The organism is Vibrio sp. SSH13-20 (genome assembly GCF_040104475.1).
GTDB classification, from domain to species: domain Bacteria; phylum Pseudomonadota; class Gammaproteobacteria; order Enterobacterales; family Vibrionaceae; genus Vibrio; species Vibrio harveyi.
In genome coordinates this window covers 505682-519796 of the sequence record NZ_JBECOU010000003.1, presented here as the reverse complement: position 1 = coordinate 519796, position 14115 = coordinate 505682, and the positions used below count along the sequence as shown (strand labels likewise).

The 14115-nt window shown below is 44.9% G+C and carries 12 protein-coding genes; 4 read left to right on the top strand and 8 right to left on the bottom strand.

What is annotated here, in order from left to right; translation table 11 throughout:
- Positions 1-23: 23 nt before the first annotated feature.
- The 3 genes from treR (at position 24) to treC (ending at position 4350) form a co-directional block, all read left to right on the top strand.
- Entirely contained in the window at positions 24-971 is a 948-nt protein-coding gene (gene treR / locus ABMY42_RS11215) for a trehalose operon repressor TreR (RefSeq protein ID WP_017188437.1), read from the top strand.
- Positions 972-1146: 175 nt separating this feature from the next.
- On the top strand, positions 1147-2571 hold the full coding sequence (treB, locus tag ABMY42_RS11210) for a PTS trehalose transporter subunit IIBC (RefSeq protein WP_069686869.1): 1425 nt from the start codon (positions 1147-1149) through the stop codon (positions 2569-2571).
- A gap of 93 nt (positions 2572-2664) precedes the next feature.
- Positions 2665-4350 carry an alpha,alpha-phosphotrehalase gene (gene treC / locus ABMY42_RS11205; RefSeq protein ID WP_349266292.1) on the top strand — a complete coding sequence of 562 codons (1686 nt, stop codon included), beginning with the start codon at positions 2665-2667 and terminating at the stop codon, positions 4348-4350.
- A 98-nt stretch (positions 4351-4448) separates the two neighbouring features.
- On the opposite strand, the gene ABMY42_RS11200 is transcribed toward treC, so the two are convergent.
- The 3 genes from ABMY42_RS11200 to ABMY42_RS11190 form a co-directional block, all read right to left on the bottom strand.
- On the bottom strand, positions 4449-5348 hold the full coding sequence (locus tag ABMY42_RS11200; protein WP_349266291.1) for a hypothetical protein: 900 nt from the start codon (positions 5346-5348) through the stop codon (positions 4449-4451).
- A gap of 131 nt (positions 5349-5479) precedes the next feature.
- A complete protein-coding gene (locus ABMY42_RS11195) occupies positions 5480-7006 on the bottom strand; it encodes a winged helix-turn-helix domain-containing protein (protein ID WP_045488645.1) in 1527 nt (508 codons plus the stop codon).
- A gap of 90 nt (positions 7007-7096) precedes the next feature.
- Positions 7097-7699, bottom strand: coding sequence for a YitT family protein (locus ABMY42_RS11190; protein ID WP_005447540.1), 603 nt, complete (start codon positions 7697-7699; stop codon positions 7097-7099).
- Positions 7700-8046: 347 nt separating this feature from the next.
- On the opposite strand from ABMY42_RS11190, the gene glyA reads away from it, so the two are divergent.
- A complete protein-coding gene (gene glyA, locus ABMY42_RS11185; protein ID WP_005440106.1) occupies positions 8047-9297 on the top strand; it encodes a serine hydroxymethyltransferase in 1251 nt (416 codons plus the stop codon).
- 535 nt (positions 9298-9832) lie between these two features.
- Here glyA and lipA read toward each other — a convergent pair.
- The 5 genes from lipA to ABMY42_RS11160 all read right to left on the bottom strand — a co-directional run bounded on the left by lipA (position 9833) and on the right by ABMY42_RS11160 (position 14113).
- Positions 9833-10798: a lipoyl synthase gene (gene lipA, locus ABMY42_RS11180; RefSeq protein ID WP_005447535.1), complete on the bottom strand. Its 966-nt coding sequence runs from the start codon at positions 10796-10798 to the stop codon at positions 9833-9835.
- Positions 10795-11457, bottom strand: coding sequence for a lipoyl(octanoyl) transferase LipB (lipB, locus tag ABMY42_RS11175; protein WP_005447534.1), 663 nt, complete (start codon positions 11455-11457; stop codon positions 10795-10797). The genes lipA and lipB overlap by 4 nt, the downstream gene beginning before the upstream one ends.
- Positions 11458-11633: 176 nt before the next feature.
- On the bottom strand, positions 11634-11912 hold the full coding sequence (gene ybeD / locus ABMY42_RS11170; protein WP_005384135.1) for a DUF493 family protein YbeD: 279 nt from the start codon (positions 11910-11912) through the stop codon (positions 11634-11636).
- Positions 11913-12038: 126 nt separating this feature from the next.
- A complete protein-coding gene (locus ABMY42_RS11165) occupies positions 12039-13217 on the bottom strand; it encodes a serine hydrolase (protein ID WP_005447533.1) in 1179 nt (392 codons plus the stop codon).
- Positions 13218-13309: 92 nt separating this feature from the next.
- Positions 13310-14113 (bottom strand): septal ring lytic transglycosylase RlpA family protein, encoded by an 804-nt coding sequence (locus ABMY42_RS11160; protein WP_009697737.1) that lies wholly within the window; start codon positions 14111-14113, stop codon positions 13310-13312.
- Positions 14114-14115 lie beyond the last annotated feature (2 nt).

The window sequence follows — 14115 nt, the reverse complement described above, 5'->3', positions numbered from 1 at the left end:
TCCTTCTTTTAGTCTGAACACTTATGAGCAAAAAACTCACCATTCTTGATATCGCGAAACTGGCTGGCGTAGGCAAGTCGACGGTCAGTCGTGTGCTTACCAATGATCCCAAGGTAAAACCGCAAACGCGTGAGAAGGTAGAGCAAATCATTCGTGAATCAGGTTATGTACCCTCAAAATCGGCTCAGTCGATGCGTGGCGGCAGCCAAAAGGTGATCGGTGTGATCATCTCTCGTCTGGATTCGCCATCAGAGAACCGCGCCGTTGGTACCATGCTCAACGCTTTGTATTCGGCAGGGTATGACGTGGTGATCATGGAGAGCCAGTTCGATCGCGATAAAACCAATGAACATTTGGATGTGCTCAAACGTCGCAATGTCGATGGGGTGATCGTGTTTGGTTTTACTGGGTGTGATGAACAAGCTTTGGCTGAGTGGGGCAATCGCATTGTCGTGATCGCGATGGACACGCAAATGGTTTCCTCGATCAACTACGATAACCAAGGCGTTATCGATATGGCGCTCTCCCACCTGGAACAACAATCTATTTCTCGTATTGCCTATATTGGTGTTGATCCAGAAGACCGTACCACGGGTCTCGCTCGCCTAAATGCTTACCAAGCTTGGTGTGAGAAAAAGCGCATCGAACCATGTTTTAAAACTGGCAAGCTTAGCCACGAAAGTGCGTATCAGCTGGTGGATCACGTTCTTCAATCCGATACACAAGCCATTGTTTGTGCCAGTGATACCATCGCTCTAGGTGTGATTAAACGTCTGCAAGAAGTGGGACGTGAAGATGTGGTGGTTACCGGTGTCGGTGGTAACGAATTACTTTCTTTTCTCTTCCCGAATGTCTTCAGCGTAGATCCAGGCTACTCTCATGCTGGTGAAAAATCCGCTAACATGCTGATTAATCAATTAAATGGTGATGAGTCTGTGGTGCATTTTACCCAGCAGCCTATCCGTCGTTAATCCTCCTTTCGATGATCTGCTCTAAAATTATACTGTGATCATTCTCAATTAATGGGACTGTTCCCATTTTGTTTTTGAATGCGAAATGGCAATATTAAAATCATCGAGTGGGAATGTTCCCATTATAAAAATAAAACGATGAATTGAATGTATCCAATACAGGGTGGACAAAGTTATGAGTAAGATTGCGCGTCAAGATGTACAGCGTCTTATTGAGCTGGTCGGGGGATCGGACAATATTGCCAGTGTAAGCCACTGCTTAACTCGCTTGCGTTTCGTGTTGAATGACACTGACAAAGCCGATACAAAACAGTTAGATGCACTGCCTATGGTGAAGGGCTGCTTTACCAATGCCGGTCAATTTCAGGTCGTTATCGGCACTGAAGTTGATGAGGTTTACAAAGTACTGATCGATCTTAGCGGCAAAAGTGAATCGAGCAAAGATGAATCTAAGAACGCTGCTCGTCAAAACATGAACATCGTTGAGCGTGGTATTTCCCACCTTGCTGAAATCTTTGTACCACTGCTACCAGCGATCATTACCGGTGGTTTGATTCTTGGTTTCCGTAACGTGATTGGCGACATCAAGATGTTTGATGGTCAAACGCTAACGGAAATCAGCCAGTTTTGGGCAACGGTACACTCTTTCCTATGGCTAATTGGTGAGGCGATCTTCTTCTTCCTACCGGTTGGCGTGTGTTGGTCGACAGTAAAAAAGCTTGGCGGTACTCCGATTCTGGGTATCACATTGGGCGTGACTCTGGTTTCGCCACAGTTAATGAACGCCTATTTAATTGGTAAGCAAGTGCCTGAAGTATGGGACTTTGGCTTATTCGCCATCGAGAAAGTGGGCTATCAAGCGCAAGTGATTCCAGCGATGCTTGCTGGTATGGCTCTGGCGTTTATTGAAACCAACTTAAAACGCATCATTCCTTCTTACCTCTATCTAGTGGTCGTGCCGTTTGTCTCTATCATCGTGTCTGTGATTCTTGCGCACTCTATCATTGGTCCATTTGGTCGTATGTTGGGTGACGGCGTTGCTTTCGCAGCAAAAGCAGCCATGACGGGTGACTTCGCAATGATTGGCTCAACCATCTTCGGTTTCCTATATGCGCCATTGGTAATTACCGGTATTCACCACACCACCAACGCGGTTGATCTTCAACTGATGCAAGAGCTAGGTGGCACGCCAATTTGGCCTTTGATTGCACTTTCAAATATTGCTCAAGCGTCTGCAGTAGTCGGCATCATTATCATCAGTAAAAAACATGGTGAGCGTGATATCTCGGTGCCTGCGGCTATCTCTGCTTACCTTGGTGTGACTGAGCCAGCGATGTACGGCATCAACTTGAAATACAAATTCCCAATGCTGAGCGCGATGATCGGTAGTGCGATTGCCGCTGCTATCTGTGGTAGTGCAGGTGTGATGGCGAACGGCATCGGTGTGGGCGGTTTGCCGGGCATCTTGTCTATCCAACCGCAGTTCTGGGGCGTATTTGCTCTGGCGATGTTGGTGGCGATTGTCGTCCCAGTAGCGCTGACGCTTGTGTTGTATAAACGCGCACAGATGAAAGGCGAGTTAGAAACCGCTAACGCGTAATTCAAACTGAGGCAGTGATTTGGCTGCCTCGTTTATCTCCTCTATTTTTTTAAGATTTTTAAGTTTCCGTTTAATGGTAAGTGAGCGTTAGAAATGGCAATGACCAAGCATGATGAGAGCTGGTGGAAAACCGCAACCATCTACCAAATTTACCCAAAAAGCTTTTGTGACAGTGGAAGTAAAGGCACGGGCGATATCAAAGGGATCATTTCTAAGCTGGATTATCTAAAACACCTTGGTGTGGATGCGATTTGGCTGACACCGGTTTATCAATCACCAATGATCGACAACGGTTATGACATTTCCGATTACTATGCGATCAACCCAGATTTCGGCACCATGCAAGATTTCGATACCCTGTTGGCTGAGGCTCACCAGCTGGGTATTCGAATCATCATGGATATCGTGGTGAATCATACTTCGACAGAACACAAGTGGTTCCAATCGGCATTGGGTGATAAAAACAGCCCATACCGTGATTACTACATCTGGAAAGATCCGGTTGATGGCGCAGAGCCAAACAACTGGCAATCTAAGTTTGGTGGCAACGCTTGGGCGTTGGATGAAAAAACGGGTCAGTACTATTTGCACCTTTTTGCTAAAGAGCAAGCGGACCTAAACTGGGAAAACCCGGTAGTGCGTGAAGAAGTCAAAGAAGTCATTGGCTTCTGGGCAGAGAAAGGTGTGGATGGTTTCCGTCTAGATGTCATCAACCTGATTTCCAAGCAACAAGATTTTCCAAGTGACGATATTGGTGATGGTCGCCGTTTCTACACTGACGGTCCACGTGTACATGAATATCTTCAAGAGATCAGCGAAGCTGTGTTCCAAAAGTACGGTAGCGTGACGGTGGGTGAAATGTCTTCCACCACGCTAGAGCATTGTCAGCAGTATTCAGCGCAAGATGGCAAAGAGCTGTCAATGGTGTTCAATTTCCACCATCTTAAAGTCGATTACCCGAATGGTGATAAGTGGACGAAAGCGCCGTTTGATTTCATCCAACTAAAACAGATCTTCAACCATTGGCAAACCGGCTTAAATGGCAAAGGGTGGGGCGCGCTATTTTGGTGTAACCATGACCAACCACGCGTTGTGAGCCGATTAGGTAACGACGAACAATACCGTGTTGAATCTGCCAAAATGCTTGCGGCATCGGTGCAGATGATGCAAGGCACGCCTTATGTTTATCAAGGTGAAGAGATCGGCATGACCAACCCGGGCTACACCGAAATCAGCCAATATCGCGATGTTGAAAGCACGAACATGTACGACATCATGGTCAATCGCGATGACGTATCTCACGACGATATGATGGCGATTTTGGCACAGAAGTCGCGTGATAACTCACGTACGCCAATGCAATGGAACAGCGCGAAACACGCGGGCTTTACTGAGGGCACGCCGTGGCTAGAGGTGGCTCAGAACTATTCAGAGATCAACGCAGAAGCCGCGATTGCCGATTTAAACTCGGTGTTCTACTTCTACAAGCGCTTGATTGAACTGCGTAAACAGGTACCAGTCATCACCGATGGTCGTTACGAGGACTTACTGCCTGAGCACAAACGTATTTTTGCTTACGCACGTCAGAACGACAAGCAAACGCTGCTGTGTATTAACAACTATTACGGCGAAGAAGTAGAGTGTGTATTACCAGAGCGCTTTGATATGAGTAAAGCCAAAAATCTGCTTTCCAACTATCAAAATGCGACCAGCGCGATTGCTTCCAACCACCAAGTACTGCGTCCTTACGAAAATCGCATCTTGCTGATTGAAGGGTAAAAATTAAGCTTCCCCTAAGGATTTCGGTCCTAAACAAAAGGCTTTGGAGTGCTCCCCAAAGCCTTTGCTTTTTATCTAAATAAGATTTGATGGCTGAATTAAGCTTTTTCGATCTTATTCAGAGTTACTTTCGTTTCTTCCACTTGAATCTGTTCACTCTTTAGCAGTTCTACTTGCTCAATGAATCCTAGAGTTGGGTTAAACCAGCGTTCAGCAGAACTCTCAAACTCTTTTGAATCGATCAATTCCATACCGTCACATACAAGGTTATAAGTATTTTTCTCGGTTAGGTATGCAGCTTCAACCGATTTACCGGAGACATTAAACGTTTTGCGGGCACCTGTTTCCCCAACTTGTTGGCTCCAAGTGGTTTTACACTGAGCGTTATCAGCTAACGCGTTTACCCAAGGATTATCATCAAAGGAATCAAGCATGCGTTTCACTTGCTCTCCTGACAAATCTACGATTACAGATACGAGATGTTTGCTGATATCAATGTTTGGATCCTTCTCTTTCACCGTTGACCCCTCTAACCGAAATAGAGGGCTGCTGTTCATCATCATGACGTTGGATAGAGAGTCAATGAGATAAAGGTCGGTAACTTCATGTAGCGCACCGTCAATACCAGCAAAGTAAATGGTATTACCTTCTTGCTCGCTACTGTCTAGGTAGAACTGTGTAATGCCGTTGTTTTCCAGAAGTTGGATAACGGGAATAAAAGGGTCATCTTGCTGGGTGTCGCGTAGTCGGTCGATAAGCTTTTGAACAGCCATTGGCTCAAAGCTTATCGTTATAGGTTCGCCCTGTTGACCGTCAGCAGAAGTGACGTAGTGAAGCTTTGTACTTGCTTCAGGTTTGAAAGATGAGTTTTGGATTGGGTAGTCGAAGCTTGATTGTGGACCTTTGCTTTCGCTTGTAGAACCAGAAGAAGAACCGCCCCCTCCACAGCCGTAAAGTGCGATCGTAGCTGCTGCGAGAAGCGTCATTTTTTTAAGCATGAGTTTACATTCCTAATTTTAGAAGGCTGATAAATCGAGCCGTTATTTGAATGTCGCCATGCTAAGTTTTGAGTGAGAAAAAGGGCAAAAAACAAAAACTAATAGAGTTAAATGAAAGCTTAATTTTATATTTAGGTCTTTGTTTTTTCTGGGTTAATGTCTTCTTCGATATTGGTGCAGTATTCTTCAATTAATGCCTTCCAGCGCATCACAATTTCCTTTTCTTTAATACTGACACGCAACTTCTTCCAAGGCTGTAAGCAGGTTTCTTTCGATTCCGGCTGAGACAAACGACTGAATAACTCTTCAGAAGGCATAACACGTAAAAGAGCTACGAGCGATTCCATGTAATTTAAGCGGAACTGATCAAGCTTATTTTGCTTGTAGGCAATATGAGATACAAAAGTGTAAATCAGGGCATTCTGAATTAATGAGTCTCCCGCCGGTGTCGTCAATAAGGTTTTCGCCTTATCGAGATTGCCGAGTTTGTAATTGAGGATACCCATCCATAAGTTCAGCTCATCGGGTAAGGCATCGAACTCGGACTGTACTTGATAAAGAAACCCTTCGAGTTTGGTTTGATTTTGTTCGTACAACGCGAGATGGCGAGCTATCGTGATGGCAGTAAACTCATCCATGTTTTTAATACCATCCATTGAGAATTGCTCATCCAGTAGCATTTTCTTGTGTGCATCGGTTAACTGCCAATTGCTCTGAGAAGGTGCAGGTAAATTAAAGTATTGAGCGATATCTGCATGCATACGAAAGATATCTGATTGTAGATGGCTGATACGGAGCTCGTATTGATTACGAAACGCCAATTTTCCCGTCGCTGGGTAAATTAGGTTCATTTGCGCTTTGAGTCCCCCTTCTGTGGAATCATCTTTTAGCTCAATGTTGAGCTGATAATCGCTGGTTTGCATGTTTCGTGCGCCAGGGAAATAAGGGGTTTCATTAATTGGATCGAGAAAGTAGCTCGGCGCATCTTGGTTAGCGATATCGGTATAAGGATACTCGACTTGTTGCTGCAACAAGATCGCTTTCACTAGAGTTCGGTACTCACGAGCAGTGGTGCCTATAGCATCAACACGGTTCAGCAACAATTCTACTTTAGGGATTAAGAGTTGGTTTCGAGTTTGCTGAGTTGAAATGCCTTGCTGCTGCCACAGCGTCACCCCAAGCCCAATACTCATTAGCGCAAGTGCGGCGCATAAGCCATAAACAAGTTTGAATTTGTGAGACGCAGGGGCAAGGTTGCTCTTAGCTGGCTCTTTGGTTTGCTGAGCCTTCTGGGCTGGAGGTAGCAATTGAATATTGGCTGGATTAAGGAAGTAACCTTTACGTGGGTAGGTGACCAACAATTTGGCTGCATCGTGCTCCGGCAAGTGTTCTTGAAGCAAAGCTCTGAGTGTACTGATTCGGTTGGTTAGGACATTCTTTGAAATGAACTTACTTTGCCAAATGGTCTCGATGATGGTTTCAGCAGAGAGTGGGTGTCCAACACTGGTGAGTAACAGCTCCAGTAACTCGACGGTACGCGGCTCAAGATCGATACTGACTGCTTGTTTATGCAGAGTTTGAGTCTCTGGATTGTAGATAAGCTCGCCAATAGCAATCTGACTTTTGGTTTGTTTGGCTTGTTGTAGAAAGTCTCGCATACCATCATGAGTGATTAGTGAATGGCGAGATATTATATAGTCATTGGAGCGCAAAATCTTATAAATTGCGCTCCAATCATCATGGAAAGGTTATGAGCCGTAGCTCACCGAATAGCGATGCGGTTTATGGTTCATCGCAAGTACGAGGTTCAGTGCGAAGGCACCAAGTATCGACAACCCAATAACCCAAGGTGTGACGAAGAAGAAAGACGCAAACAAGATACATGCGTCAATTGCCATCTGGGATTTACCTACAGAAATACCGAACTTATCTTGGATGAATAAGCACAATACGTTAAAGCCGCCCAAGCTTGAACGATGACGGAATAGGATCAACATACCTAAGCCCATCAGCAAGCCACCCGCTACCGCGCAGTAAATTTCGTTGATTGATTCCAATGAAATCAGTAAATACAGGTGATCAGCAAAGATAGAAACCAAAGCTCCAGAAATTGCACTGTTAATGGCAAAGTGACGACCGAAGCGTTTCCATGCGAGCAAGTAAAAAGGACAGTTGGCTAAAAAGTAAAGCACACCAAACGTAAAAGGTGTAAATTGGCTAATAAGCAGAGCCAATCCGGTTGTGCCTCCGGTTAAGAGGTTCGCGGATTGGAGAAAGAAAACGCCTTGAGCTACCAAAAAGGTACCTGTAAGAATTGCCATCCAGTCTTCTTTTCTTGAGTGTTTTTCCATCTAATATGCAGTCGTTTGTGATAATTCGGGCGTGCATAGTAGTAAAAAGATGATCTTTTCGGTAGCTAGAGGGTAAAATTTGCGGTAAACCTATGTAATTGTTGTTTTACAGGGTGTAAAGCACAAAATTGACAGTCAGGGAATCATGGTTAAACGATTGCAACATCGTCATGATATTTCTTGCTTGTCACCATGAAAAAACTGCATGAGAAAAATTGTAAATTTCTCTTTATGACCTAGATCAAATTATGTAGAATGCGCGCCATTAGGTCGACGAAAACGTTTGCGTTAGGTCGTTATTCAGTTTTTTTGCAACTTTCAGTACCAATCTGAGTCAGGAGATACAGATGCTTAAGCGTGATATGAACATCGCAGATTACGATGCGGAACTGTTCGCAGCTATCCAGGAAGAGACTCTTCGCCAGGAAGAACACATTGAACTTATCGCTTCTGAAAACTACACAAGTCCACGTGTAATGGAAGCTCAAGGTTCTCAGCTAACGAACAAATACGCTGAAGGCTACCCAGGCAAGCGTTACTACGGCGGTTGTGAGTACGTAGATAAAGCTGAAGCACTAGCAATCGATCGTGCATGCCAACTATTTGGTTGTGAGTACGCGAACGTACAGCCTCACTCAGGTTCTCAAGCAAACAGCGCAGTTTACATGGCGCTTCTAAACCCAGGCGACACAGTTCTAGGTATGAGCCTAGCGCACGGTGGTCACCTAACTCACGGTTCACCAGTAAACTTCTCTGGTAAGCACTACAACGTTATTCCTTACGGTATCGACGAAGCAGGTCAAATCAACTACGACGAGATGGAACAGCTAGCGCTTGAGCACAAGCCTAAGATGATCATCGGTGGTTTTTCTGCTTACTCGCAAATCGTTGATTGGAAACGCATGCGTGAAATCGCAGACAAAGTTGATGCTTACCTATTCGTAGACATGGCGCACGTTGCTGGTCTAATCGCAGCAGGCGAGTACCCAACACCAGTTCCACACGCTCACGTAGTAACAACGACTACACACAAAACGCTAGCAGGTCCTCGTGGTGGTCTTATCCTTTCTAACGAAGGTGAAGAGCTGTACAAGAAGCTGAACTCAGCGGTATTCCCTGGCGGTCAAGGTGGTCCTCTAATGCACGTTATTGCTGGTAAAGCTGTAGCGTTCAAAGAAGCGATGGAACCTGAATTCAAAGCCTACCAAGCTAACGTAGTGAAAAACGCGAAAGCAATGGTTGGTCAATTCCAAGAGCGTGGTTACAAAATCGTATCTAACGGTACTGAGAACCACCTATTCCTAGTTGACCTAATCGACAAAGACATTACAGGTAAAGATGCAGATGCAGCACTAGGTGCAGCAAACATCACAGTAAATAAGAACTCGGTTCCAAACGACCCACGCAGCCCATTCGTAACGTCTGGTATCCGTGTTGGTACGCCAGCAATTACTCGCCGCGGCTTCACTGAAGATGACGCGAAAGAGCTAGCAAACTGGATGTGTGACGTTCTAGATAACATCGGCAACGAGGAAGTTATCGAAGCGACGAAGCAGAAAGTTCTAGAGATCTGTAAGCGTCTACCAGTTTACGCATAGTTCTCTGTGTAAATTCGCTTTCTTTGCAAAGTAGTACAGGCTGACTCGTTCTATTTCTGCGATTCAGTGTGATAATTTGATTGATGAAAGGTCCTCGTTTGAGGACCTTTTTGTTTTTCTAGCGTATGGAAACATCAGCTTAGAGAGAGTGTTGAAACAAGATTCCTGATATCGCCTAGGCTCTTCGGAATGACGTGCTTTGGTTTCTGAGAAACAAGTTGTTATGTGGCAGCTTGGGAGTATTTGCGTGGAAAACGAAAGAGGTTATTAGACTCTGAATATACTTTTGATTTGCTCAAGAGCCCAACGTCGTCACTCCCTACAAGCGAGGAACGAGCGGGATAGGGAATCTCTAATTATCGTTGTTACTTAGAGAGTGTTGAAACAAGATATCCTGATATCTCGTAGGTTCTTCGAAATAGCGAGTTTGGTTTTAACCAGTAGGGTTATTGTTCGAACGACGATGCTTTATGTTCTATGGAGACAAAAAAGGTTGGCACAGAGCCAACCTTTTCTTATCAAAACAAGCGAGAGCTTATTTCACTTCAATACCTTGAGCCTGCATATCAGCATGGTAAGAAGAGCGAACAAATGGACCACACGCCGCGTGGGTGAAGCCAAGTTCTAGTGCAATCTCTTTTAGCTCATCAAACTCTGAAGGTGGAACGTAACGTTCTACTGGCAAGTGGTGACGGCTTGGTGCTAGGTACTGACCAAGTGTCAGCATAGTTACGCCATGTGCACGAAGATCTTTTAGTACTTCGACGATCTCTTCTTTGGTTTCACCAAGACCCATCATTAGACCTGATTTCGTCGGTACATTTGGATGCTGCTCTTTGAATTTTTGCAGCAATTGCAATGACCACTTGTAGTTCGCGCCTGGGCGAGCTTTACGGTAAAGACGAGGGGCGGTTTCTAGGTTGTGGTTGAAGACATCCGGCGGGTTGTCTTTCATAAGATCAAGTGCCACGTCCATACGACCACGGAAGTCAGGAACCAGAGTTTCAATCTTGATGTGCGGGTTTAGTTCGCGAATTTCGCGGTTACAGTTAGCAAAATGCTCTGCACCACCATCACGCAAATCATCACGGTCAACAGAAGTGATTACAACGTACTTCAGTTTCATGTCTGCGATGGTTTTCGCAAGTTTCTTTGGTTCTTCAGCTTCAACAGCAAGAGGACGACCATGGGCAACGTCACAGAAAGGACAACGGCGAGTACAGATCGCACCAAGGATCATGAAAGTTGCCGTACCGTGGTTAAAACACTCAGCTAAGTTAGGGCAAGACGCTTCTTCACATACAGAGTGAAGGTTGTTCTTACGCATTGCTGATTTGATGTCTTGAATACGTTGGCTGTCGGCTGGTAGCTTGATCTTCATCCAATCAGGCTTACGTAGCACTTCTTTCTGCTCTGTTGGCATGTTCTTTACGGGAATCAATGCCATCTTGTCGGCGTCGCGGTATTTAACGCCTTTTTCCATCTGGATTGGTTTGCTCATGCTTTGTTACCTTGAGAAGGTGCTTCTGTGCTGAAATCTACTTGCTCGTAATCAAGCAAAGTAACGAGTTCTTGTATTAGTTGTTTTTCCACGGCTTCGATGTCTTCAGGGCCGCCAACTTGGCTGACTTGAACCATCTCCATTCCTTCGTAGCCACATGGGTTAATACGTAAAAAAGGACCTAAGTCCATATTGACGTTCAACGCTAGGCCGTGAAATGAGCATCCTTTCCGAATGCGAAGTCCGAGAGAACATATTTTTTTACCGCCGACATAAACGCCAGGGGCATCAGGTCGTGCAGCAGAATCGATATTGTATGCCTTAAGAGTGTTAATAACGAGGTTCTCTATGTGCGTAACGAGATCTCGCACTCCTAATTTTTTGCGACGTAGGTTGATCAAGAAGTACGCGACTAATTGACCCGGACCATGATAAGTCACCTGACCGCCACGATCGCTTTGAACAACAGGAATATCTCCGGTATTAATCAGGTGCTCAGCTTTACCTGCCTGACCTTGAGTGAATACTGGGTTATGTTCTACCAACCAAACTTCATCAGGCGTGTCGTCTGTGCGTTGGTCAGTAAACTCATGCATCGCCTTCCATACAGGCTCATAATCTTGGCGTCCAAGTCGTTTCACAACAAGTTGGTGTTGCATGGGAATTCCTGTCGATAATATATAAAGTTTTTGGATTATAAACCGGATGACCCTGATGCTCTACAGCTGAGTAACAGATTTTTAACTGAAAGTTCGAGTGGTTTGTATTATCTGTATGATAAATAAAAAGAAAGCAGCCGAAGCTGCTTTCAAAAAAAATTTAATTTATCAAAAAATTATAGAACCATGCGTACGATGTCGATTTCACCCAGTTCTTTGTATAGGGTTTCAACCTGCTCGATAGACGTTGCAGTGATGTTGATAGACACCGAGTGGTAGTTGCCCTTAGCACTTGGTTTTACTGTTGGGCTGTAGTCACCTGGAGCATGGCGCTGGATAACTTCTAGAACTAGCTCTGGAAGCTCAGGCTTTGCATGACCCATTACCTTGTAAGTAAATGAACAAGGGAACTCAAGCAGGTCTTTCAATTTTGCATCAGAGTTGATGGTTAGCATATCGGTAACTCCAGTTGGTATTCGTTGCGGTGCGAAATAGTACAGTCAAATTAGGGTGAACTCAAGATTAACAAAGCCGCCCTAGTTGGCGGCTTTGTAGACTTGTTTGTTGGTCAGAAGCGACTGTTAGAAGAAGCTCTTAAACAACAATACGATGTAGTCCCACATGCGGCTAAATAGGCTGCCTTGGTCTACTGTTTCCAGTGCCATTAGTGGGTACTCAGCAATATCTTCACCATCAATTTGATAGTATAGCTTACCAACTACATCACCTTTCTTAATTGGGGCTTCAAGTTCTTTTTCAAGTACGAAGCTTGCTTTTAGGTTCTTTGCTTCGCCCCGAGGTAGGGTTACGTAGGTATCTTGGTCAAGACCCAGAGCAATGGTGTCTTTGTTACCCATCCAGATTTTTTCTTCTACGAAAGTTTCACCCGCTTTATGAGGTGCCACTGTTTCGAAGAAACGGAAACCGTAGCTCAGAAGCTTTTTACTTTCTGATTTACGTGCATTCGCATCTTTTGTTCCCATCACAACCGCAACTAGGCGCATTTGACCTTCTGTTGCAGAGCTTACTAGGCTGTAACCAGCATTGCTTGTGTGACCCGTTTTGATACCGTCAACATTCATGCTCTTATCCCACAGTAGACCGTTACGGTTGTACTGAGTGATGCCGTTGTAAGTGAATTTCTTTTGAGAGTAAATACGGTACTCGTCTGGTACGTCACGGATCAGTGCTTTACCAAGCAGTGCCATATCGTAAGGTGTTGAGTATAGGTTAGGGTTGTCTAGACCGTGAACGTTCGCAAAGTGCGTGTTCGTCATACCGATCGTATCCGCCCAAGCATTCATTAGATCAACGAATGCATCTTCTGAACCAGCAATGTGTTCAGCCATTGCCACACACGCATCGTTACCAGATTGGATGATGATGCCACGGTTCAGGTCTTTTACTTTTACCGTCGTGCCAACTTCAATGAACATTTTTGAAGAGTCAGGGAAGTTTTTCGCCCAAGCATTCTTACTGATGGTTACATCATCGTCTTCTGAAATATTACCACGCGCTAGCTCTTGGCCAATTACGTAGCTGGTCATCATTTTTGTCAGACTAGCAGGAGACAATTTTGTGTTCATCTCTTTCTCAGCCAGAACTTTACCTGAGTTGTAATCCATAAGTACGTAGCCTTTGGCTGCGATTTGAGGAGCATCTGGGACAACAACTGGTGAAGCAAAAGCAGATTGAGCGATGGTTGCTGATAGTGCAACCGAAGAAACGAGAATAGATTTCACAAACTTATTTTTATTCATGGTAATTCAAATTTTTTGGTTAACTGTCGACATCTTAACAGAATCCCCACTTATGTAAGAGGGGCTCTGCATAGAAAATCATGACACCAAGGTCATTTGCCAGTTTTGTGTTTTTTAATAAATGCGGACGAATAGCCGAGCAACTTTACTTTATCCAGTGTGGCTTGCGTCAGAGAATAGTCAGTATATGGGCCTAACAACAAGCGATACGAACCTTCCGTGGACTCCAAGAAAGTTTCCGTATCCAGCTTTTGACCAAGCTCTTGGCCTAAAGTTCGCGCTCGATCTTCATATTTTGAAGAAGCAACCTGAATGACGTACTTAGGATGGGCCGCCAACGACTTTTCATCGGTCGGTTTATCCACCATGATGACTTCGATCTCTACGTTCGCCGTCCCAGTTTTCACTACGTCAAGCTTGTAAGCTGCCGCGTAGCTCAAATCAATGATGCGACCCTCATGGAAAGGACCTCGGTCGTTAACTCGCACAACCGTGGATTTACCATTGTCGGTATTGGTGACTTTCACGTAGCTCGGTAATGGCAGCGTTTTGTGCGCAGCAGTCATCGAGTACATGTCGTAAATCTCGCCATTCGAGGTTAAATGACCTTGGAACTTCTTGCCGTACCAAGAGGCACGACCTTTTTCCGTAAAGCCTTTTGCATCACGAACGATTTTGTAGTCTGAACCTCGAAGGTTGTAATCGCTGTTACCACCTAAGCTGTATGGTTCGTATTTTGGGTGCGCATCCTCAATGTGCTCGACTGATAATGGCTTTTCTGGAGCTACATCAGATTCAAGTTCATAACGTCCTTCCTGCGTTTTTTGATCGGTGGATGAACAACCCGCCAAAATCAAAGCAGAAAAAACTAAGGAATATAAAGCGCGTTTTTGCATGG

Excerpts from the sequence above, each read along its gene's own strand:
- ABMY42_RS11165 (WP_005447533.1), bottom strand. The coding sequence starts at position 13,217 with ATGAATAAAAATAAGTTTGTGAAATCTATTCTCGTTTCTTCGGTTGCA.
- treR (WP_017188437.1), top strand. The coding sequence starts at position 24 with ATGAGCAAAAAACTCACCATTCTTGATATCGCGAAACTGGCTGGCGTA.
- treC (WP_349266292.1), top strand. The coding sequence starts at position 2,665 with ATGGCAATGACCAAGCATGATGAGAGCTGGTGGAAAACCGCAACCATC.
- lipB (WP_005447534.1), bottom strand. The coding sequence starts at position 11,457 with ATGCAACACCAACTTGTTGTGAAACGACTTGGACGCCAAGATTATGAG.
- treB (WP_069686869.1), top strand. The coding sequence starts at position 1,147 with ATGAGTAAGATTGCGCGTCAAGATGTACAGCGTCTTATTGAGCTGGTC.
- glyA (WP_005440106.1), top strand. The coding sequence starts at position 8,047 with ATGCTTAAGCGTGATATGAACATCGCAGATTACGATGCGGAACTGTTC.
- ABMY42_RS11200 (WP_349266291.1), bottom strand. The coding sequence starts at position 5,348 with ATGCTTAAAAAAATGACGCTTCTCGCAGCAGCTACGATCGCACTTTAC.
- ybeD (WP_005384135.1), bottom strand. The coding sequence starts at position 11,912 with ATGCTAACCATCAACTCTGATGCAAAATTGAAAGACCTGCTTGAGTTC.
- ABMY42_RS11160 (WP_009697737.1), bottom strand. The coding sequence starts at position 14,113 with ATGCAAAAACGCGCTTTATATTCCTTAGTTTTTTCTGCTTTGATTTTG.
- ABMY42_RS11190 (WP_005447540.1), bottom strand. The coding sequence starts at position 7,699 with ATGGAAAAACACTCAAGAAAAGAAGACTGGATGGCAATTCTTACAGGT.
- lipA (WP_005447535.1), bottom strand. The coding sequence starts at position 10,798 with ATGAGCAAACCAATCCAGATGGAAAAAGGCGTTAAATACCGCGACGCC.
- ABMY42_RS11195 (WP_045488645.1), bottom strand. The coding sequence starts at position 7,006 with ATGCGAGACTTTCTACAACAAGCCAAACAAACCAAAAGTCAGATTGCT.